Here is a 20685-nt window from a genome sequence, read left to right as displayed (position 1 = left end):
ACGCCGCCAGCGTTCGTCCTGAGCCAGGATCAAACTCTCCGATAAAAGTTTGAATAGCTCTTTAAAAATAAATCTAGAATTAACGTTGACGTATTGTCTTGTTTTGTTCAGTTTTCAAGGTTCAATATTTCGTTGCGCTCTCTTGAGCACCTCTTAAATATAACATTTTCCGCCATAAAGCGTCAAGCTTTTTTTGAAATTTTGTTTTCCGCTTGTTTTGGCGACAAGAAATATAATAGCATCTTCTTCTATTATAAGTCAATACTCTTTTTCACCTTTTATAATTTATTTCTAAAGGAAATCTAGATCCTCTATTTTTCTCTTAATCTTTCCTTTCGTAAAGAGTGTTGGTTCACTGAGAATTTCGGTAACCATATATACCGCATCGTTTCAATAAAAGGAATTTCCAATCCTTTATAGAAGAGTATTAGAGTGAAAGTATGTGTTCGAAGGGAGAATATTAATATGAGAGAAGTCACTCGTGCCATTCAGGATGATTACCCCGATGATTTTGCATGGTGCTATGGGTGTGGCCGGTTAAATCAAGATGGTCACCATTTCCGCACAGGGGTAGAAGGGGATCGTACGGTCACAATCTACACCCCAAAACCGGAACATACTGCCTTGCCGGGTTTTGTGTACGGCGGATTGATTGCGTCACTAATCGATTGTCACGGTACCGGTTCAGCCGCAATTGCTCTTCACCAAAAAAATGGGAGGGAGGTTGGAGACGGACATGAACCCCCAAGATTCGTTACGGCATCCTTGCATGTTGACTTCATGAAACCAACTCCTCACAATGTACCATTAAAAGCAGTTGGTACAGTTCAAGAAATTCACCCGAAGAAGTTTAAGGTGGTAACTGAGGTCTTTGCAGAAGGAAATCTGTGTGCCCGTGGTGAAGTAACAGCAGTCGTCATGCCAAAAACGTTTTTAAGTAAATAAAGAAGAAGGGCAGTCAAAATTCAGGTGAATTCACCTGACATCTTGATTGCCCTTCTTCTTATTATTCTACTACTCTTTATAAAATCCACATCTGAATCACCGTAAGTCCCACTACTCCTGGAATGCCTAATATTCCTGAAATAGATGAGGTGGCCACATTAATGGGAACGTGAATTCCATACTGACTGCCAAAGGCGTTCAAGAAAAATAAAAATAGTGCTCCGATCATGACCTTCATGGCGACTTGTCCAACAAACCGAAGTGGCTTGATGGGAGTCCCCGTCGCTAAAAGCAGTACAATCAGACCGCTGATTACCGCAATGACGATAACTGGGCTCATATCCTTCTCTCCTCTCAACATAGAACATATTTAGTCTCTTATTGAAAGGATATGAAGGTTGTCTACCTTTTTATGACGATCTTTCTATGTTTTGCTTCTCTAAAGAGAAAAAAATATTTGGCTTCTGCAATTTTCGAATGGCAGTGGATGTTCAAATTATAATCCACGCTCATCTCTTCTATGGAGCGCTGCTGGTTCCAATGATCCTTGGTTTCGTCTAAGACATGAAGTAAGGATTGGTCATACTCTTTTTTCAGCTTTCCTTTTTTTCGGAAAAACATAGGTATCCTCTCCTTTGTTAAACGTCTCTTCTTCCTTCCAGGGCTTTCGATAGTGTAACTTCATCTGCATACTCGAGATCTCCACCGACAGGAAGTCCGTGGGCAATTCTTGTGATCCGGATACCGGATGGTTTGACGAGTCGTGAAATGTACATAGCTGTCGCTTCCCCTTCAATGTTAGGGTTCGTGGCAAGGATGACTTCCTGGACTTCATCACTTTGAAGACGTTTGATGAGGTCAGGTACATTGATGTCTTCAGGACCGATTCCATCCATCGGGGAAATGGCTCCATGCAGTACATGATATTGACCGTTGTACTCTTTCATCTTCTCCATGGCAATGACATCTTTAGGGTCCTGTACCACACAGATGATACTGCGATCACGTCTTTGATCCTCACAGATATAGCAGGGGTCTTGATCTGTTATGTGCCCGCAAACGGAGCAGTAACTCAAGTTACGTTTAGCATTGACCAATGCTTTAGCAAAGTCCAATACGGTATCTTCTTTCATACTGAGAACAAAAAATGCCAGGCGGGCCGCAGTTTTCGGCCCGATTCCCGGCAATTTCATAAAGCTGTCAATCAGCTTTGATATAGGCTCAGGATAATGCATATTATTGCCTCCTAGAACATTCCCGGTAGGTTCATTCCTTTAGTGAATTGACCCATGGTTGAGTTCGTTAGTTCATCCGCTTTCTTCAATGCATCGTTAGTCGCTGCAAGAACTAAGTCTTGTAACATTTCAACGTCATCCGGATCAACTGCTTCTTCGTTGATTTTTACATCAACGACTTGTTTGTGACCGGAAACGATGACCGTTACCATTCCGCCTCCTGCTGTTCCCTCAATTTGCTTTTCACCCAGTTCTTCCTGAGCTTCCGCCATTTTCTTTTGCATTTTTTGCATTTGCTTCATCATGTTTTGCATATTACCATTTCCACGCATCATCATCATTACCTCCAGTATATTTTTTGAAAATATTAATCGTTTAGTTCTATTAAATCCATTCCAACCAGTTTTTCAGCTTCCGACAAGAGAGAATCTTCTCCTTGATCTCCGCTGGATGAATCTCCATCCTCTGGTTTCGAGTTCCGGATGAAGTCTTCCCTTATGGACATCCACTGGTCTTCAGGAATTCCAATAGCCGCGTAGCTATTTCCTGTAAGCTCTTCCAATATGGAAGCAATCGCCGAAGTAAACGCTTGATTCTCCATCGCCATCTGGCAATGAATATCATATTTGAATTTTAACACAAATGAGCCGTTTGTAGCTGCTACTGGTTCAGCATCATTTAATAATGCAGATTGTGAACGCATTTGGCGTTGATTTAAGGTTTCAACCATGTCTCCCCATCGGCTCTTGATAAGATTAAGATCTTCCTTCGTAGCCGTTCGCAGTACTTCCTGAATCTTTCCGGTAGGAGCACGGAACCCTTTTTTTGCCCTGATTGGTTTCTTCGCCTGCTGTGCTGCCGGCTCTGCCTGAACCTTGACCCCATTTGCCTTCAGTTGTTCGACCTCTTTTTCAAGAAGTTTAATTTTTTCCATCATCTCGTTTACTTCAGGAGAAGATGCCGATGCCGGTGTTTCCATCTGACAAAGCTTGACGATAGAAACCTCCAGATAAATCCGGGCATGGTTCGTGAACTTCATTTCCTGGCCGGCCTGATTCAGAATGTCGATATACTGATAAATCTGTCCAGGCTGGGTTTGTCCGGCCAATTCCTTGAAATCATCATCGAGCATGACTCTTTCAAGTGATTCTTCCAGATTCGGTGCCGTCTGGTATAACAGCATGTCCCGAAAATAGAGAATGAAGTCTTCCGCGAACCTTGCCGGGTCCTTCCCTTGAAACAGGAGCTCTTCCAGGGCACCGAGGCCAGTGGTGACATCCCTTTCGAGGATGGCTTTCGCCAGGGTATTCAAGTAGCCCTGAGAAACGGCTCCCGTTACGGTCAGTGCATCCTCCACTGTAACCCGGTCCTGACTGAAGGAGATCGCTTGGTCCAGGAGGCTGAGAGCATCACGCATACCACCCTCAGCTGCCCTTGCAATGATCGTCAGGGCATTCTCTTCAAAATTCACACCTGATTCTGTGGCAATATGACTCATTCTTCCCACTATATCCATGGCCGTGATGCGTTTAAAATCAAATCGCTGACAGCGTGAAATGATCGTCAGGGGTATCTTATGGGGCTCCGTCGTCGCCAGGATAAAAATGACGTGTTTTGGTGGTTCCTCCAACGTTTTTAGGAGCGCATTGAATGCTCCGATAGACAGCATATGAACTTCGTCTATGATGTAGACCTTATACTCGACTACGTTTGGAGAATATTTGACTTTATCCCGGATATCCCGGATTTCCTCTACTCCGTTGTTGGAAGCAGCATCGATTTCAATGACATCGGGAATCGAACCGTCCGTTATCCCTTTACACGCATCGCACTCATTACAAGGCTCCGATATAGGTGAACGTTCACAGTTAACGGCTTTAGCCAGGATCTTCGCTGCACTCGTTTTTCCGGTTCCCCTTGGTCCCGAGAATAAATACGCATGAGAAATCTTCTGATGAAGGAGGGCATTTTGCAACGTTTTCGTTACATGCTGCTGTCCCACTACATCAATAAATGACTGAGGACGCCACACACGATATAAAGCTTGATATGCCAAAATACTCCCCCCTCTTTTTATGTACTATAGTGTCTCTATTATAACGTAATGTAAATCCCATTTACAAAGAAAACCGGAGATCAATTTAGGATGAGTCTCAAACCTTAATATAAACAAAAAACTCACCCGTTAATGGATGAGTTATTGTATATAAATTAAACTGCCGTGCACCTTTCGTCGACAAGCATCCATAGGCGTTACTCAAGCAGTTAGCTCGGCCCAGGCAACCCTGCGGCACATGGGAGCTTCCACTTAATGCTGCTTCCTTCCGGACCTGACATGGTTCATGGATTCCCATTGCGCAGGACCCAGGCGTCAACACCACTTACTTGAGGCAGCCCTACAGAGTGCGAGCCTCGGAAAGGGATTCGGTCTCGCTAGAGCGGATTGCGAGTACAGGGCACCGCTACCTCCCCACCTAGCACGGCAAAATTGATACCATATTTAGTTGCGTCATAAGTGCGACGCAAAATTAAGTATACTAGGATTTACGGTAAAAAGCAACGATGGAATGCTGTAAGTTATTTACAGTCCGAAAACCCCATCCTCTTCTCCAACTTCTTACGTTCTCTTAAGGTTTTAAAGAAACGGGAAAGGATCCCACCACACTCTTCCGATAATATACCGGAAACTACTTCGCACTGATGATTAAATCGCTCATCCTCCAGTAGATTCATTAATGTTCCCGCACATCCTGCTTTCGGATCCTTCGCCCCATAGATAACTTTCTCTATCCTTGAGAGGATAATGGCACCGCTGCACATTGGGCACGGTTCAAGTGTGACATATAGCTCTGCTCCTTCAAGACGCCAAGTACCAAGTTTCTCACACGCCTTTTGAATCGCCATTGTTTCCGCATGGGTGATGGCATTTTGGCTTGTTTCCCTCAGATTGTGGGCGCGAGCAATGATTTCATCACCAATGACAATCACCGCTCCAATCGGAACTTCCTGGATTGCCGCTGCTTTTTCTGCTTCTTTCAGTGCTTCTTTCATATATTGCTCTTCTCTTATACCCATTTTGTACTCCTGTAAATTTATTTCTCAATCTTTTATAAAATTTCCCGATTCACACCAAACTATAAAGGAAAGGAGCTTTCACATGATACCTAACGACACTGCTCTCCTGATCATCGATATAATGAATCCATTCGAATTCAAACACGGAAAAACCTTGGCACAACACACCGCCAGGATTGTCGATCCCATCAATTCGCTGCGTGATCATTGCATAAAGCATCAGTTTCCTACCATCTATATTAACGACCATTACGAGCTTTGGAAAGCAGATTACAAAGAGATCTATAAGAAGTGTCATAACAAGATGAGCGATGCGGTCATGACTCCGCTCCAACCGACAGACGACGATTACTTTCTTATTAAACCCAAGCACTCCGCCTTTTACGGTACGGCGTTAAACACACTCCTTCACCACTTGTCTGTGAAAAACCTGATCATCACTGGGATTGCCGGTAATATATGTGTCCTCTTTACAGCCAATGATGCTTATATGAGAGAGTTCAACCTGATGGTTCCAAGTGATGCCATCGCTTCTGTCAGTGAGGAAGATAATCACTATGCCTTAACGATGATGAAAAATGTTTTAAAAGCAAAGATTGATCCTACCAGCAAAATCTTATAATTTTTTCAGCACAAAACATATTCAAGCATCCTGTTTCATACGCTGATTATAGTGAATGAATAGAGGAGGGTCTGGTTATGCAAATACATGTTGTCCAGCCAAACCAATCATTATTTGGTATCGCTCAAGCGTATGGATCAACAGTGAAAGATATAGTGGATGCAAATGAATTGCCGAACCCAAATAACTTAGTGATCGGCCAATCACTGGTCATTCCTATTATAGGAAGTTTTTATTTTGTTCAACCCGGTGATAGTCTATGGAGTATCAGTCAAAAGACAGGAGTCCCTTATCAGGAACTGGCACGGGTGAACGGTATCTCTCCTAATCAGCCTCTACAGGTGGGGTTTCGCTTATACATTCCACAGAAGTCCAAGGAACAAGCAGAGTTTAATGGCTATGTAGAGCCATACGGAAAGGAAGTAGCCCCGAACCTTGAAGAAAGTGCCAGGGAAGCGGCACCTTACCTCACATACCTTGCTCCATTTAGCTTTCAGGCTAAACGTGATGGCACTCTGAAAGAGCCTCCCCTTGGAAACCTGATCCAAACAGGGAAGGACAATAATAATGTCATGATGATGGCGATCACTAATCAAGAAGAAGGGATGTTCAGCGATGAACTGGGCAGGATCTTATTGACCGATCAGGCAATCCAGAATAAGTTCCTTAATAACGTTGTTCAAACCGCGAAGAAATATGGATTCAGGGATATTCACTTTGACTTTGAGTATTTACGTCCACAAGATAAAGAAGCCTACAACCAATTTTTACGGAAAGCAAAGCAGCGTTTCAATCAGGAAGGATGGCTCCTTTCAACCGCCCTGGCTCCAAAGACCAGTGCGGATCAAAAAGGAAAATGGTATGAAGCCCATGATTATAAAGCCCATGGTGAAATTGTCGATTTTGTCGTTATCATGACGTACGAATGGGGATACAGTGGCGGTCCCGCTATGGCGGTATCCCCTATCGGACCGGTTCGTGATGTCCTGGAGTATGCTGTTTCTGAAATGCCTCCATCCAAGATTCTGATGGGGCAAAATTTATATGGATATGACTGGACCCTCCCTTTTGTACAAGGAAGTACAGCTAAAGCCATCAGTCCTCAACAGGCCATTCAGATAGCCGCTGATAACAATGTCAAAATTGACTATGACCAAAAAGCTCAGGCACCATTCTTCAAATACCGTGATGCAAGCACCGGAAAGGATCATGAAGTGTGGTTTGAAGATGCCCGGAGCATCCAGGCCAAATTCGATCTCATGAAAGAATTGAAATTGAGAGGGATGAGTTACTGGAAGCTCGGCCTTTCCTTCCCACAAAACTGGTTGTTAATTTCCGACAATTTCAATGTTGTAAAAAGATAATTAATAGAAGCTGATGGATAGGTAAATCTAAAACTACTATCCACCGGCTTTTTTATATGTGTTCCCATCAAAAACCGCTTAAAAAGGCCGATATACTGATCGTGATGTGATTTCTCTATCACAGGAAATACCTGAACAAACAATCCATATATTGTGTTACAATAATTCCTGTCGTAATTTTTAATTTGTACATTATATTCGAGAAAAGATTGCCGTGATATGAGGAGGACAATTAATGGGGCGCATTCCTTTCATTACCGTTGAAGGCCCGATTGGAATAGGAAAAACCTCTCTTGCAAAAGCAATTGCCGATCATTTTCAATTTCACCTGCTTAAAGAAATTGTTGATGAGAACCCATTCTTAGATAAATTTTATGATGACATTGAAGAGTGGAGCTTTCAAACAGAGATGTTTTTCTTATGCAATCGATATAAACAATTAGAAGATATCGAGAAACACTACTTATCTCAAAGCAAATCTGTCGTAGCAGATTATCATATTCTTAAAAACATTATCTTCGCGAAACGTACGTTGAAGGACGAACATCAATTCAAGAAGTATCTCAATATCTATGATATCCTGACGTCTGATATGCCGAGACCTAATGTGGTCATCTACTTGAACGCAAGCTTAGATACGCTTTTAAAGCGAATCGAAAAAAGAGGACGTGATTTTGAAAAGAAAATCAGCCCTCTGTATCTGAAACAACTATCACTTGATTACGAAGAATATATGAATACATTCGAAGAAACACACCCGGATATCCCTGTTCTTCGCTATAATGGCGACCACGTAGACTTTGTTCAAAACAAAGAGGATCTGGATCACATTCTTACTCAATTAGAAACTACACTTAAAGAAGGAGTTCACTATCATGAATCTTCGCACTAAATACGGGATTCCAAATAATTCCGTAATCACCATCGCCGGAACGGTCGGAGTCGGGAAATCTACCATGACGAACGGATTGGCCAACGCACTCGGATTCCGGACGTCTTTTGAGAAAGTGGATACAAATCCATATCTCGATAAATTTTATCAGGACTTTAAAAGCTGGAGCTTTCACCTTCAAGTCTACTTCCTGGCAGAACGCTTTAAAGAACAAAAGAAAATCTTTGAATACGGCGGCGGCTTCATACAGGATCGTTCCATCTATGAAGATACAGGCATCTTTGCCCGCATGCACTATGAAAAAGGAAATATGAGTGAAATCGATTACGAAACCTATACAAGCCTTTTCGACGCCATGGTCATGACCCCATACTTCCCACACCCTGACCTTTTGATTTACCTGGAAGGATCCATTGATAATGTCGTGGATCGCATCCGTGAACGCGGACGCCCGATGGAACAGCAAACACCTGTTGCTTACTGGGAAGAAATGCACGAGCGCTATGAAAACTGGATCAATTCCTTTAACGCATGTCCTGTCCTTCGACTCGACATCAGCGAATACGACCTCGTCAACGATCAAAACTCCATCGAACCAATCGTTGAAAGAATCGGCTACTTCATTGAACAGACAAGAATGTTAAAGAGCTAAATATATAAAAAGACTACTCTGCTCTAGGAGTAGTCTTTTTTTTGCTTTTTGATGTAGCCAGTCGTGGTTGATTTCCCCTACAGATGCTCGCTTTCCGCGGGGCTGGCGGTGGGCCTCTCCGGGCTAAAGCCCAGCGGGATCTCACCTGTCCAGCGTTTCCCGCAGGAGTCGAGCACCTTCTGTTCCAATCAACTTATCAAGCGTAAGCATTCACTAAGACAGTGATAATGTAAGTCTGCTTACTACCAAATCATTTTCTTTTAACTTCTGAAATGGATTATAGCGATTATGCTCTTTACCGTGATATTGATCAACTATATAGCTCTGTCAACAATTACTTCTTTAGAGGGTGAGGGGAACTGCGTAGACTCCTACGGAAAACGGGCGTGGCGAGACCCCGGAAACGATCTGTGCTGAGGAGGCTCGGCCGAACGTCCGTGGAAAGCGGAGCAGTTCCCCTCCCCCCTCCTGCACAAACTAAAAGACAGAGCGTTTGCATATCATAGTCTGGATAAAGATTACAAAAACAAAAAGACCAATAAGGTGTTAAAACAGCACCCATCCGTTTATTTCCATTCAAAAAGAGGTATATGTAGTTACAAACAATCGATTAAGGAGATGAAGAAACGATGGAATCAAAACAAACATATTTTGTTGATATCAGCAATGGGGATATTCTGCAGGATCCAAATCAGAACGCCAGTCCAAGCTTTCGTATATTTGCAACTCCTACAGAAGTGAACGAGCTTAAAATGCTCTTTAACGATAACTATGATGATGACATGTCGACCATGAGACGGGCTCAGATTCCCTTCCGTCAATACCACAATTCACCGGAGGACGATCGATATGATCAATCCATGAAAAATATTTACTCGAAGATTTACACGCTCGGAGATGAAGAAGCACGCAGGCACATTACAAAGATCGGCATATTGGAGCACACGTCGGACTCCGATTTAAGAGAAGACATCAAAAACCTTAAGTAAAGGGACTTGACATTTATGAAAATAAAAAAATTCGTTACATAAAAATGTAACGAATTCTATCTCCAATGTTTATGCGCTATGGTTATAAAAAAATCAATGGAGGAGGAAGGGGGATTCGAACCCCCGCGGGCTGTTACACCCCTGTCGGTTTTCAAGACCGATCCCTTCAGCCGGACTTGGGTATTCCTCCGTATCGACAAGAATTATAATAACATGGTGCACAAATACAGTCAAGCATATTTCTAAAAAAAACAAAAAGAAGTCCCACAGCTAAGTGTGGGACTTCTTTTACTTGGTAGTAGGCCTTTATTTAATGACCTCCACTCCACCCATATAAGGACGAAGAGCTTCTGGAACAATTACACTTCCATCTTCTTGCTGGTAATTTTCCAAGATTGCCGCTACTGTTCGGCCAATCGCTAAACCAGATCCATTTAACGTATGAATATGTTCAGGTTTCGCGTTTGGTTCTCTTCTAAAGCGGATGTTTGCACGTCTAGCCTGGAAGCTTTCAAAGTTACTGCAAGAAGAAATTTCACGGTACGTGCCATAGCTCGGAATCCAGACTTCAATGTCGTACTTCTTGGCAGCCGTGAAACCTAAGTCTGCTGTACACATAGACAATACTCGGTATGGTAAACCTAGAAGCTGAAGAACCTTCTCAGCATGTCCCGTTAACTTTTCTAACTCATCATAAGAATCTTCCGGCTTCACAAAACGTACAAGCTCTACTTTGTTGAACTGATGCTGACGGATCAAGCCTCTTGTATCCCTTCCTGCAGATCCAGCCTCAGAGCGGAAGTTGGCGCTGTAAGCAACGTAACTAACAGGCAATTCGTCAGCCTTCAGGATTTCATCACGATGATAATTCGTCACAGGTACTTCTGCTGTCGGGACTAAGAAATAATCTTCGCTCTCGATTCTGAATGCATCTTCTTCAAACTTCGGAAGTTGACCCGTTCCTGTCATACTCGCTCGATTCACAAGGAATGGCGGAATCATTTCCGTATATCCATGCTCATCCATGTGCAGGTCCATCATGAAGTTAATGAGGGCTCTTTCAAGTCTTGCACCGAGGCCTTTATAAAATACAAAACGGCTTCCTGTCACTTTTCCTGCACGTTCAAAATCAAGGATCCCGAGGCCGGTCGCAACATCCCAGTGAGGCTGTGCTTCGAAATCGAATTCACGTACTTCTCCCCATTTACGCGCTTCAATGTTATCATCTTCTGTTTCTCCAACAGGTACTGTCTCATGGGGGATATTCGGAATAGAAAGAAGGATACGTTCTAATTCCTCTTCGATGCCTCTTAGTTCATCATCCAGTTTTTTGACCATGGCGCCGACTTCACGCATTTCCACGATCATATCCTCAGCATCTTTTTTTTCTTTCTTCAGCTCGGCAATTTGCTGAGACACTTCATTACGTTTACTCTTTAAATCCTCGCTTTCCACAAGCAGCTCTCTTCTTCTCTTATCAAGCTCTTCGAATTTATCGAAATCCTCCAGGTTTTCACCACGGTGTTGCAGACGGGCTTTTACATCTTCCAGGTTGTTACGTAAATACTTAATGTCTAACATCATTTTCTCTCCTTTTTATAAAAAAATAAAAAACCCCCATCCCTGGTAAAAGGGACGGAGGTTTCCGCGTTGCCACCCTAATTGAAGACGCTAAGCATCTTCCTCTTAAGAGATGGTAACGGAATCACCGAAAATACCTACTTCATTCAGTACTTCACTCAAGGATGGATTCGTAAAGCTCCTGCGTCGATTCTCACCGGCCATCGACTCTCTTAAGCAAGCCTTCTTTACTACTATTTCCTATCAACGATTTATGATTTTTATTGGTTATTTCATAATCTACTACAATGTTTTCCATTTTGCAATAGAATTATGCGATTGTTTTTTCCATGCTTTCCTTCACCATTTCAACGAAGAATGCAGTCAGGCGATGATCCTCCGTCAACTCAGGATGGAATGAACAACCGAGGAACTGCCCGTGTCGTGCAAGCACAATGCGTTCATTGTGTTTAGCAAGGATTTCAACATTTTCTCCCGCTTCCACGATATGAGGAGCACGGATGAAGACCGCATTGAATCCTTCCCCTACATGGGCAATTGAAAGATCAGCTTCAAAGCTTTCTTTCTGACGCCCAAAGGAATTGCGTTCCACAGTCACGTCCATCATACCTAAATGTGGTTCCTCGTAGCCGACCACATGCTTCGCTAGGAGAATCAAGCCCGCACACGTTCCAAAAATCGGCTTCCCGGCTTCTGCGAATTGTCTTAACGGTTCCATAAAGCCATAGCGATCAATCAGTCTTCTCATGGTCGTACTTTCCCCACCAGGCATGATGAGCCCCTGAATCTCTTCAAGTTGCTCCACACGCTTTATGACGATAGCATTGGCACCTGAAGCTTCAATTGAACGTACATGCTCTCTGACGGCACCTTGAAGTCCTAATACACCGATGTTTAACATAGAATCACACCTTACCATCCACGATCTTGCATACGGTTTTCAGGTAGAATAGAAGAAATTTCTACTCCCTTCATTGCTACACCAAGCTCTTTTGATAGCTCTGCGATTAACTTGTAATCCTGGTAGTGAGTAGTCGCTTCTACAATCGCTTTTGCAAATTTCTCTGGATTCTCAGATTTAAAGATACCAGATCCTACGAATACTCCGTCAGCTCCCAATTCCATCATTAGGGCCGCATCAGCCGGTGTGGCAATTCCGCCTGCAGCAAAGTTTACAACAGGTAAACGTCCGTTTTCTTTAATTTCTAACAATAATTCATATGGAGCTCCCAAAAGTTTAGCTTCAGTCATGATCTCATCTTCGTTCATGCTCACAAGCTTCCGAACCTGAGCATTTACTTTACGCATATGACGAACCGCTTCTACGATGTTACCTGTTCCCGGCTCACCCTTCGTACGAAGCATGGATGCCCCTTCACCAATACGGCGTGCAGCTTCACCTAAATCACGGCACCCACATACAAATGGAACAGTGAAATCTCTTTTATTTAAATGGTACTCTTCATCAGCCGGCGTTAATACTTCACTTTCATCAAGGTAATCAACACCCATTGATTCAAGTACTCTTGCCTCTACAATATGACCGATTCGTGCCTTTGCCATTACTGGAATCGACACGGCGCCCATCACTTCTTCGATAATACGAGGATCTGCCATTCTTGCTACTCCACCTGCAGCACGGATGTCTGCTGGAACTCGTTCTAAAGCCATTACTGCCACTGCACCTGCAGCTTCAGCAACCTTTGCCTGTTCTGCATTGACAACGTCCATGATAACGCCGCCCTTTTGCATTTCAGCCATACCTCTTTTAACACGATCTGTACCAGTCTTCATATCTGTATCCCCCTTATATTTATCCCATGCCTGTCCCACGACTTCCCCAAAAAAAGGAAGAAAACGTGACTAAAACAATCGGAATGATTATGTAACCCTACTGCTAAATAAACAATAAAAACAAGCTTATGTCAAGACGAAAAGCGGAAGCGGCTGGCTCAGGCCCGACAAGCATAAGATGAATCGACCGGAAAGGCGTTCTTTGCCTTTTTGGTCGATTTAGCTTATGACCTCGAGGGACTAGCCGCTGGAGCTGGACAAGACAAAAAGCGGAGGGGCTTTGTTCAGAGGCGACAAGCATATGACGAACATGCCGGAAAGGCGCCCTTTGCCTTTTTGGCATGTTTGGCTTATGACCTCGAGCCTCTAAGCCCCGGAGCTGGACATCTCGAAAAGCGGAAGCGGCTGGCTCAGAGGCGACCAGCATTTTATGGGAATCCGCCCTAACTCTTATGTAGAGTCCCCTACAAAAATTCAAATATTAAAAAACACCAAGACTTATCCAACTTTTGTAGACTAACCTAAATTAATGAGACACAATAAAACACCTTCGAAGTGGTACACTTAAATAAAGTGCTAATTCGGAGGTGTTTTTGCATGGGCAAAAACGTATATTCAAAAGAAGTTAAATGGGCAGTAGTTAAAGATAAAATGAGTGGTCAGTTGACAAACCAAGAAATCATGGAGAAGTATGGGATTAAAAATGTTTCTCAAATCAAAACGTGGATGAAATGGTATCGTGAAAATCAAGTCCACCGATTTGACCAACCGATTGGAAAACAATATTCGTATGGACATGGACCTGATCGTTCAAGTGAAGAAGAGAAAAAAGAACATCAAATGAATCACTTAAGACAGGAGAATGAAATCTTAAAAAAGTATTTGGAGATCGAAAAGGAGCTGAAAAAGAAATCGTCCTCCAACTAGTACAGACATTACGAAAAAAATATACAGTATCAGCTATTTTAGCTACTTTAAATGTACCCAGATCTACTTATTATCGCTGGGCATCTTTACAACCAATAGAGTTGTCTAGGGAGGAACAAACGATTATCCTCCTCTGTGAAAAAACAAAGTACCGATATGGCCACCGTAAAATCAAAGAGCTGTTAAAACGTAAATATCATATCAAATTAAACCGTAATACTGTTCAACGGATTATGCAGAAATATCATCTTCAATGTAGAGTAAAGGCAAAGAGAAAGTGGAAGTCTCAAGGGGAATCCGCTATTGTCGCTCCTAACTTATTAAAGAGGGATTTTACTGCAAGCGAACCTAACCAAAAATGGGTGACGGATATTACCTACATCCAATATGGTCCAGACACTTTATATTTATCAACGATCATGGATTTATTTAATAATGAAATCGTTGCTTACAAGCTTTATACTCACCAACAAGTCCCTTTAATCATTGATACCTTGAGTGAAGGGCTCGAAAAACGAGGAAACCCTAAAGGAGTGATCATCCACTCGGATCAAGGCAGCGTGTATTCTTCCTATGCATATCAAAATCGGATAAAAGAAAGGAATCTAGTCAGTAGTATGTCGCGCAGGGGTAATTGTTGGGATAACGCGGTCATTGAATCTTTTCATTCTAACCTAAAATCAGAGGAGTTTCAGTATGTTAAATTCAATTCTCTATCCCAAGAAGAAGTAAGGGAACGTGTAGATCAATTCATGAAGTATTATAATGAAGAGCGTATACAAGAAAAATTAGGCTACCACACACCAATAGAGTTTGGTGGCATGGCAGCCTAAGAAGGTGTTTTATTACTGTCTCATACGACTAGGGCAGTCTATTGTCTTGGTGTTTTCATTCATTTAGAACCAGCCTTTAACCGTAGAAGTAATGGAATCCCATATGTCTCCGAAGAATCCACCAACGGCTCTCATGGAAAGAACGAACCAGTTTGCTTTTTCCACCCCATCCACTGTGACAACAGATGCCTTCGAAGCATTTGTTCCTTTATCCGTCAGATAGCCTAAATCTTTCTTACCTTTTGCTTCTAACATGACGTGGCCTACTTTTTCTCCTTTTTTCACAGGAGCCGTCAGTTCGCCATCATCATTCAGCTTCTTCTTGTCTAATACAAATTTTGGTTTGTACAGATCTTCTTCGCCGTTCTTAATCACCATGCTTAACGGAGCATCGGTTTTGATTTGAACTTCTTTATCTTTTCCTTTTTCAACTGGCAGAGTTTTTTGTCCTTTGACTTGGTAATCAGCTGGAAGGACTTCTTCCATTGTGAAATTAGAAAAAGCGTAATCCAACATTTTTCTTGTTTCATTAAATCGTGCGTCATAAGAATTTTCACCAGAGTTTATATCCACATTCATAACCACTGTAATATAACGCATTCCGTCTCTCTCAGCAGTTCCTGTAAAACAACCGCCTGCAAAATCAGTTGTTCCTGTTTTCAGACCATCCATGCCTTCATATTCACGGATCAGTCCAGGTAGCATCCAGTTCCAGTTTTTCATTGCAAAAGCATCTTCTGTACCTTCAGCAAACGTTTTCTTAGAAATACTTGAAGTATCCAATATTTCCGGATAATCTTTCATTAACCGATAAGCAAGCGTTGCTGTATCTTTTGCAGACATCACGTTTTCTTCGTCTGCTCCACCTACTACTTGATCAACATAAGGTGCTAAATCTTTGTTATTTAAACCTGTCACATTTACAAATTTATAGTTTTCCAAGCCTAATTCTTTGGCTTTTTCATTCATCATTTTAACAAATTTTTCTTGGGACCCGGCTACAGTCTCAGCGATAGCCATCGCTGCTGCATTAGCAGATTCAATTGCCATTGCCTCATACAAATCTTTGATTTTGTATGTTCCCTCTTCTCTTAATGGAACATTGCTCAAATTATCATTATGGGACATATTCGAGATCTTTGTCGGAACCGTATATTTCTGATCCCATTTCACTTTACCTTCTTTAACCGCTTCAAGTAACACGTACTCCGTCATCATTTTCGTCATACTTGCAATACCTTGAGCTGTATCGGAATTCTTTTCATACAAGATCTTACCTGTACTTGCCTCTACTAAAATCGCAGCTTTTGCGTTTACGTCCAAATCACCTTGAGCATTTGCAGGTTTCTGCACCACGCCCATTGCCATCATAAAAACCATCATACAAACAAAAGATTTTTGAATCCAACTTCTTTTCACTGTTAGCCCTCCAAGATTTTATGTACACCTTCGTTATTTTATCATAGTTCGAAAGGTAAGAATAGACAGAGAATATGACTAGTTTTGGCATGGGTCAAGGGACTTGCGGACTCTGATACATGGCGGCCTGTACCTCTTTAATCCCTATAAAAAAGCTGATCAGTAATATCTGATCAGCTTTTGGAATTATTTTCTTATAATGAATAATTCGGTGCTTCTTTTGTGATTTGAACATCATGGGGATGACTTTCACGAAGTCCGGCACCTGTCATCTTAATGAACTGTGCCTTTTCTCTTAAGTCGAATAAGTCTTTTGTTCCACAGTATCCCATGCCTGAACGCAAACCCCCGACCAACTGATATAATGTATCGGCTAACGGTCCTTTATAAGGAATACGGCCTTCGATACCTTCTGGAACGAACTTTTTCGCTTCTTCCTGGAAATAGCGGTCCTTCGATCCTTTTTCCATGGAGCTGACGGATCCCATCCCTCTATATACTTTAAAACGGCGCCCTTGGAAAATTTCCGTTTCTCCAGGGCTTTCAGATGTTCCGGCCAATAAGCTTCCCAGCATAACAGCATGTCCTCCGGCTGCCAGGGCTTTGACGATATCACCTGAATATTTGATGCCACCATCAGCGATGATGCTCTTACCATGCTTTCTTGCTTCCGTTGCACAATCATACACAGCGGTAATTTGTGGTACACCGACACCTGCTACCACACGGGTTGTACAGATCGAACCAGGTCCGATTCCAACCTTGACAACATCAGCGCCTGCTTCAATCAATTCTCTGGTCGCTTCAGCCGTAGCTACATTCCCTGCTACGATATTTAATGTTGGATAAGCTTCACGTATTTCACGAACAATAGAAAGGACACCAGCTGAATGTCCGTGAGCCGTATCGATCACAATGACATCCACATGGGCTTTTACTAAATGCTCTACACGGGTCAATGTATCTTTAGAAATACCTACAGCAGCACCTACTAATAAACGCCCTTGATCATCTTTTGCTGAGTTCGGGAACTCAATTACTTTTTCAATATCTTTAATTGTAATCAAGCCCTTAAGTGTCCCTTCTTGATCGATCAGAGGCAGTTTTTCGATTTTATACTGCTGAAGAATTTTTTCCGCTTCTTCTAGGGTAGTGCCAACAGGTGCTGTTACTAGATTCTCTTTCGTCATGACGTCCGAGATCTGGATCGAATAATCCTGGATGAAACGAAGGTCACGATTCGTTAAGATTCCCACCAGCTTCTGTTCTTGCTCGTTGTTCACAATCGGAACACCGGAAATTCTATATTTGCCCATCAAATGCTCTGCAGAAAAGACTTGATGATCTGGAGTTAAAAAGAATGGATCAGATATAACTCCACTTTCGGAACGTTTTACTTTATCGACCTGTTCAGCTTGCTGTTCAATACTCATATTTTTGTGGATGATACCCAATCCACCAGTTCGAGCCATTGCAATCGCCATTTCAGCTTCGGTTACAGTATCCATTCCTGCACTGATAACAGGAACATTCAATTTAATTGAATCTGTTAACTCGACAGAGATATTTACATCTTTAGGTAACACCTCTGATTTGGCTGGTAATAATAAGACATCGTCAAACGTTAAACCTTCTTTAGCAAATTTAGAATCCCACATGTTTTCGGCCTCCCTAGTCCCAAAATATTATTAGTAGGTTATCAATAGGTTAAAATACTGTCAAGAAGAATAGGATTAATTTAATTTTTCAGAATAATTAAAGGGTGATCTCATGAACGAAAAATATCAACACTGGGACTTCATACACTATTTTCAGTCGGCGGTTTATTCCCAGAAGTTTCTAAAAAAATGCTACGATGAAATCGGATTTTCTCAGGCTGAATTGAAGAGCTACGACAACTGTTATCCATTCATGTACTACTTGGAACAAGGAGAACTTTATTATAAACAAGCTATGACGTCTCCTCTTTCACTTAAACCCATTTTGCTTTTTTATGGTTATATTCACATTATTAAAGCGATCGTTTTAACAGAAGATCCTGAATACCCTGAAACTACTACCGTTCTTGCCCATGGGATTACCTCAAGAAAAAGGAAGAAGCAGCAATATAGATTTCTTCAGGATGAAGTAAAAGTGCAAAAAAATGGTCTCTTTTCACATTTTTCAGACCTCGTGTTCCACGTGAAACATCTCGTTGGTGAAAAATATAAAATGGAAGATATGCTCGTTCAAATACCAGAACTCGAAGAAGCATTTCTTGTACTACTTAAAAAGAAAACCATGTTCTGGTTCACTCAACAGCATGAACTGATTATCGACGAATCAATACTTTCACATTACCACATGTCAGAGAATTTATTTAAACAGTACTTGAATGAAAAATTAACGGGGGATCTCAGTTGGGATTCTGCTAATACATTACGAGCACCATACGCAAAGGAATATTTGCCATTCAGATGGCATGTAAATAAAAACCGGTTGGCTCTGCCCGGAATCAGAAATGTGGCCACAACCATTCCAGAAGTACTCATCCATTACGCAATACTATACAACCTGAGCATGATTGCCCGATATGAAACAGAATGGTGGGTTGAGCTATTAAAAAACCGTACCAATGAAGATTATCCAATCATTACTACCTTTATCAACGTCACCACACAGAAATCACCGTTTCTATTATTGAAAATACTAAAAGACAAAATATAGGAGAAAGAGGAAGAACGAATGCTTCTCCCTCTTTCTCTATTCGGCCAAGAGCAACTTTTTCATATCATCTTCGATTTTACGCGGATTGGTTTGTGGGGAATAGCGTTGAAATACCTCTCCGTTTCTCCCAATCAAAAACTTTGTGAAGTTCCACTTAATACTTGACAGAATAATTCCCTTTTTCTCTTGTGTTAAAAATGTGAAAAGCGGATGAGCTTCCTTTCCCTTCACGTCAACCTTGGCAAACATCGGAAAAGATACACCATAATTCAGCTGACAAAACTCCATGATGTCATCTTGATTATCGAATTCCTGGTTCATGAACTGATCACAAGGAAATCCAAGAACAACAAGCCCTTCTTCTTTATACTCCTCATACAGGCCCTGCAGCTCCTCAAATTGGGGAGTAAAGCCACATTTGCTGGCTGTATTCACAATCAACATCACTTTCCCCTGGTACTCTTCTAGAGACGTCACAGATCCATTCGCTTTCTTCACGCTAAAATCATAAATAGTCGTCATGTTCTTCTCTCCTTGTTTATACTCTTACTTAAATAATACGTTAGGAAGTTAGTGGATAGCAATTTTAAGCAAGGGGCATGATTAAGTTGGGAATTGGGATTTAGGGGTTGATGGCTGGATTGGTGGGGGCGTGGTGTATGAGCTGTGTCATCGGAGGTCGGATATCAGATTTCACTTTTTATTTCCCTTCAATTAGTATAATCAGAGATTCGGTAGGTGAGATTTTCATAGACAAGGTAGATGATTAAGTTCGTTCACATAAGATGACTAATAAGCCCTAGATGATTCTGATGTTAGGTATGGTTTCAGACTGAAGGATTATTACTTTCAAAGAGGGTTTTGTCTTAAAGAGGGGAACAAATTAAAATTAATTTTTATTTGCGTCGTTTTCAATCCTTATTGCGTTGTTTTTTCGTTGTATGCGTCTTTTACCAGTTACCAACAATTTTTTATCGTTCTGTAGAGAGGAATTCAATTCAAAAAAAAGAGCAACTCCTAAAGGCTGCGGCTAGTGATGAGTGACGAATATCTTTATCCGCTTCTCTTCCCCCCGTCCTTCATCTGGCCACCTTGTTAAACGATAGACAGAGACTTCCTTTCCTAATAGCGTCTCTTTCGCTTTTTAATCTCTTTATAATCGGATTTCAACATAAAATTGACTATTTTAGCTGAGAATGTGAACTTGAATGGGTACCGAGAGATAGATAAGTTGGCTGATTCTTAGGCGAATCAAATTTTCGAGGAACAATCATGCGAGATATGAAAGCAATCATGCCGGATGGAGGATCATCATGCGAGAATTCAATTTTTCGTGCGACATGGTGATTAATCATGCGCCATTTCAAATAATCGTGCCACAATGTCGATTTTTCTTTACGCCGCCTCGTCTGGCATCCTTCACAGGGAGGTTAAGAAAATACCAAATACATCCCTATGATTTTCAAACCAACCCTATCCACACCACAAAAAAAGAGTAACTCCTAAGAGCTACTCTTTCTTCATATTGTGCCTGGCGACGTCCTACTCTCACAGGGGGAGATCCCCCAACTACCATCGGCGCTGAAGAGCTTAACTTCCGTGTTCGGCATGGGAACGGGTGTGACCTCTTCGCCATTATCACCAGACGACT

The 20685-nt window shown here is 41.9% G+C and carries 20 protein-coding genes, 1 tRNA gene, 1 rRNA gene, 1 other RNA gene and 1 other annotated feature; of the genes, 8 read left to right on the top strand and 15 right to left on the bottom strand.

The window, feature by feature from the left end; translation table 11 throughout:
• Positions 1–465 precede the first annotated feature (465 nt).
• Positions 466–945, top strand: coding sequence for a PaaI family thioesterase (locus BAA9072_RS23415; protein ID WP_201716967.1), 480 nt, complete (start codon positions 466–468; stop codon positions 943–945).
• A gap of 76 nt (positions 946–1021) precedes the next feature.
• Here BAA9072_RS23415 and BAA9072_RS23410 read toward each other — a convergent pair whose 3' ends face one another.
• The 7 genes from BAA9072_RS23410 to tadA form a co-directional block, all read right to left on the bottom strand.
• The gene (locus BAA9072_RS23410; protein ID WP_034766123.1) at positions 1022–1285 is read right to left on the bottom strand and encodes a pro-sigmaK processing inhibitor BofA family protein; all 264 of its coding nucleotides are present in this window, start codon (positions 1283–1285) and stop codon (positions 1022–1024) included.
• Positions 1286–1347: 62 nt separating this feature from the next.
• Positions 1348–1566: a YaaL family protein gene (locus BAA9072_RS23405; protein WP_034766121.1), complete on the bottom strand. Its 219-nt coding sequence runs from the start codon at positions 1564–1566 to the stop codon at positions 1348–1350.
• A gap of 17 nt (positions 1567–1583) precedes the next feature.
• Positions 1584–2180 (bottom strand): recombination mediator RecR, encoded by a 597-nt coding sequence (gene recR, locus BAA9072_RS23400; protein ID WP_034766119.1) that lies wholly within the window; start codon positions 2178–2180, stop codon positions 1584–1586.
• An 11-nt stretch (positions 2181–2191) separates the two neighbouring features.
• Positions 2192–2518, bottom strand: coding sequence for a YbaB/EbfC family nucleoid-associated protein (locus BAA9072_RS23395; protein ID WP_408015263.1), 327 nt, complete (start codon positions 2516–2518; stop codon positions 2192–2194).
• Positions 2519–2547: 29 nt separating this feature from the next.
• Entirely contained in the window at positions 2548–4236 is a 1689-nt protein-coding gene (gene dnaX, locus BAA9072_RS23390; protein WP_201716966.1) for a DNA polymerase III subunit gamma/tau, read from the bottom strand.
• Between the two features lie 163 nt (positions 4237–4399).
• Positions 4400–4663: signal recognition particle sRNA large type (ffs, locus tag BAA9072_RS23385), an RNA gene on the bottom strand.
• A gap of 94 nt (positions 4664–4757) precedes the next feature.
• A complete protein-coding gene (tadA, locus tag BAA9072_RS23380) occupies positions 4758–5255 on the bottom strand; it encodes a tRNA adenosine(34) deaminase TadA (RefSeq protein WP_201716965.1) in 498 nt (165 codons plus the stop codon).
• An 82-nt stretch (positions 5256–5337) separates the two neighbouring features.
• On the opposite strand from tadA, the gene BAA9072_RS23375 reads away from it, so the two are divergent.
• The 5 genes from BAA9072_RS23375 to BAA9072_RS23355 all read left to right on the top strand — a co-directional run bounded on the left by BAA9072_RS23375 (position 5338) and on the right by BAA9072_RS23355 (position 9774).
• Entirely contained in the window at positions 5338–5877 is a 540-nt protein-coding gene (locus BAA9072_RS23375; RefSeq protein ID WP_201716964.1) for an isochorismatase family cysteine hydrolase, read from the top strand.
• Positions 5878–5954: 77 nt separating this feature from the next.
• A complete protein-coding gene (locus tag BAA9072_RS23370; protein ID WP_201716963.1) occupies positions 5955–7241 on the top strand; it encodes a LysM peptidoglycan-binding domain-containing protein in 1287 nt (428 codons plus the stop codon).
• 235 nt (positions 7242–7476) lie between these two features.
• Positions 7477–8133, top strand: a complete 657-nt coding sequence (locus tag BAA9072_RS23365; protein ID WP_201716962.1) for a deoxynucleoside kinase — start codon at positions 7477–7479, stop codon at positions 8131–8133.
• On the top strand, positions 8117–8785 hold the full coding sequence (locus BAA9072_RS23360) for a deoxynucleoside kinase (protein ID WP_201716961.1): 669 nt from the start codon (positions 8117–8119) through the stop codon (positions 8783–8785). The genes BAA9072_RS23365 and BAA9072_RS23360 overlap by 17 nt, the downstream gene beginning before the upstream one ends.
• A 629-nt stretch (positions 8786–9414) precedes the next feature.
• Positions 9415–9774 (top strand): hydrolase, encoded by a 360-nt coding sequence (locus tag BAA9072_RS23355; protein ID WP_201716960.1) that lies wholly within the window; start codon positions 9415–9417, stop codon positions 9772–9774.
• Between the two features lie 97 nt (positions 9775–9871).
• Here the strand turns inward: BAA9072_RS23355 and BAA9072_RS23350 are convergent.
• The 4 genes from BAA9072_RS23350 to pdxS all read right to left on the bottom strand — a co-directional run bounded on the left by BAA9072_RS23350 (position 9872) and on the right by pdxS (position 13149).
• Positions 9872–9964 (bottom strand) — tRNA-Ser (locus tag BAA9072_RS23350).
• 116 nt (positions 9965–10080) lie between these two features.
• Positions 10081–11355, bottom strand: coding sequence for a serine--tRNA ligase (gene serS / locus BAA9072_RS23345; protein WP_201716969.1), 1275 nt, complete (start codon positions 11353–11355; stop codon positions 10081–10083).
• 47 nt (positions 11356–11402) lie between these two features.
• Positions 11403–11611, bottom strand: a binding site (T-box leader).
• A gap of 54 nt (positions 11612–11665) precedes the next feature.
• Positions 11666–12256, bottom strand: a complete 591-nt coding sequence (gene pdxT / locus BAA9072_RS23340) for a pyridoxal 5'-phosphate synthase glutaminase subunit PdxT (RefSeq protein ID WP_201716959.1) — start codon at positions 12254–12256, stop codon at positions 11666–11668.
• Between the two features lie 11 nt (positions 12257–12267).
• Positions 12268–13149 carry a pyridoxal 5'-phosphate synthase lyase subunit PdxS gene (gene pdxS / locus BAA9072_RS23335; RefSeq protein ID WP_201716958.1) on the bottom strand — a complete coding sequence of 294 codons (882 nt, stop codon included), beginning with the start codon at positions 13147–13149 and terminating at the stop codon, positions 12268–12270.
• Between the two features lie 597 nt (positions 13150–13746).
• Here pdxS and BAA9072_RS23330 point away from each other — a divergent pair.
• Positions 13747–14909, top strand: a protein-coding gene (locus BAA9072_RS23330) for an IS3 family transposase (protein WP_201716957.1) whose coding sequence is annotated in 2 segments (ribosomal slippage) — positions 13747–14023 and positions 14023–14909 — 1164 coding nt in all. Because the reading frame shifts where the segments join, the coding sequence is not laid out codon by codon here.
• 63 nt (positions 14910–14972) lie between these two features.
• On the opposite strand, the gene BAA9072_RS23325 is transcribed toward BAA9072_RS23330, so the two are convergent.
• Together BAA9072_RS23325 and guaB are read right to left on the bottom strand one after the other, a co-directional pair.
• Entirely contained in the window at positions 14973–16292 is a 1320-nt protein-coding gene (locus BAA9072_RS23325; protein WP_408015262.1) for a serine hydrolase, read from the bottom strand.
• Between the two features lie 230 nt (positions 16293–16522).
• A complete protein-coding gene (guaB, locus tag BAA9072_RS23320) occupies positions 16523–17986 on the bottom strand; it encodes an IMP dehydrogenase (protein WP_201716956.1) in 1464 nt (487 codons plus the stop codon).
• A gap of 112 nt (positions 17987–18098) precedes the next feature.
• Between guaB and BAA9072_RS23315 the strand changes: the two genes are divergently transcribed.
• Positions 18099–19034 (top strand): YaaC family protein, encoded by a 936-nt coding sequence (locus BAA9072_RS23315; RefSeq protein WP_201716955.1) that lies wholly within the window; start codon positions 18099–18101, stop codon positions 19032–19034.
• Between the two features lie 36 nt (positions 19035–19070).
• Here the strand turns inward: BAA9072_RS23315 and BAA9072_RS23310 are convergent, their stop codons facing one another.
• Complete coding sequence (locus tag BAA9072_RS23310; protein WP_201716954.1) at positions 19071–19556, bottom strand: glutathione peroxidase; 486 nt, start codon at positions 19554–19556, stop codon at positions 19071–19073.
• Between the two features lie 1007 nt (positions 19557–20563).
• Positions 20564–20680, bottom strand: a 5S ribosomal RNA gene (rrf, locus tag BAA9072_RS23305).
• Positions 20681–20685: the final 5 nt, after the last annotated feature.

The organism is Rossellomorea arthrocnemi (genome assembly GCF_904424705.1).
In the GTDB taxonomy this organism is placed as follows: Bacteria; Bacillota; Bacilli; order Bacillales; family Bacillaceae_B; genus Rossellomorea; species Rossellomorea arthrocnemi.
The sequence above is the reverse complement of the archived record's forward strand: the minus strand, read 5'-3'. Positions and strand labels throughout refer to the sequence as shown.

What these genes read in the sequence shown, in the direction of transcription:
- pdxS (WP_201716958.1), bottom strand. Translation starts at nt 13,149, where the DNA reads ATGAAGACTGGTACAGATCGTGTTAAAAGAGGTATGGCTGAAATGCAA.
- guaB (WP_201716956.1), bottom strand. Translation starts at nt 17,986, where the DNA reads ATGTGGGATTCTAAATTTGCTAAAGAAGGTTTAACGTTTGACGATGTC.
- BAA9072_RS23375 (WP_201716964.1), top strand. Translation starts at nt 5,338, where the DNA reads ATGATACCTAACGACACTGCTCTCCTGATCATCGATATAATGAATCCA.
- serS (WP_201716969.1), bottom strand. Translation starts at nt 11,355, where the DNA reads ATGTTAGACATTAAGTATTTACGTAACAACCTGGAAGATGTAAAAGCC.
- BAA9072_RS23315 (WP_201716955.1), top strand. Translation starts at nt 18,099, where the DNA reads ATGAACGAAAAATATCAACACTGGGACTTCATACACTATTTTCAGTCG.
- recR (WP_034766119.1), bottom strand. Translation starts at nt 2,180, where the DNA reads ATGCATTATCCTGAGCCTATATCAAAGCTGATTGACAGCTTTATGAAA.
- BAA9072_RS23405 (WP_034766121.1), bottom strand. Translation starts at nt 1,566, where the DNA reads ATGTTTTTCCGAAAAAAAGGAAAGCTGAAAAAAGAGTATGACCAATCC.
- BAA9072_RS23310 (WP_201716954.1), bottom strand. Translation starts at nt 19,556, where the DNA reads ATGACGACTATTTATGATTTTAGCGTGAAGAAAGCGAATGGATCTGTG.
- pdxT (WP_201716959.1), bottom strand. Translation starts at nt 12,256, where the DNA reads ATGTTAAACATCGGTGTATTAGGACTTCAAGGTGCCGTCAGAGAGCAT.
- BAA9072_RS23355 (WP_201716960.1), top strand. Translation starts at nt 9,415, where the DNA reads ATGGAATCAAAACAAACATATTTTGTTGATATCAGCAATGGGGATATT.
- BAA9072_RS23360 (WP_201716961.1), top strand. Translation starts at nt 8,117, where the DNA reads ATGAATCTTCGCACTAAATACGGGATTCCAAATAATTCCGTAATCACC.
- BAA9072_RS23365 (WP_201716962.1), top strand. Translation starts at nt 7,477, where the DNA reads ATGGGGCGCATTCCTTTCATTACCGTTGAAGGCCCGATTGGAATAGGA.
- BAA9072_RS23370 (WP_201716963.1), top strand. Translation starts at nt 5,955, where the DNA reads ATGCAAATACATGTTGTCCAGCCAAACCAATCATTATTTGGTATCGCT.
- BAA9072_RS23410 (WP_034766123.1), bottom strand. Translation starts at nt 1,285, where the DNA reads ATGAGCCCAGTTATCGTCATTGCGGTAATCAGCGGTCTGATTGTACTG.
- BAA9072_RS23415 (WP_201716967.1), top strand. Translation starts at nt 466, where the DNA reads ATGAGAGAAGTCACTCGTGCCATTCAGGATGATTACCCCGATGATTTT.
- BAA9072_RS23325 (WP_408015262.1), bottom strand. Translation starts at nt 16,292, where the DNA reads ATGATGGTTTTTATGATGGCAATGGGCGTGGTGCAGAAACCTGCAAAT.
- tadA (WP_201716965.1), bottom strand. Translation starts at nt 5,255, where the DNA reads ATGGGTATAAGAGAAGAGCAATATATGAAAGAAGCACTGAAAGAAGCA.
- BAA9072_RS23395 (WP_408015263.1), bottom strand. Translation starts at nt 2,518, where the DNA reads ATGATGATGCGTGGAAATGGTAATATGCAAAACATGATGAAGCAAATG.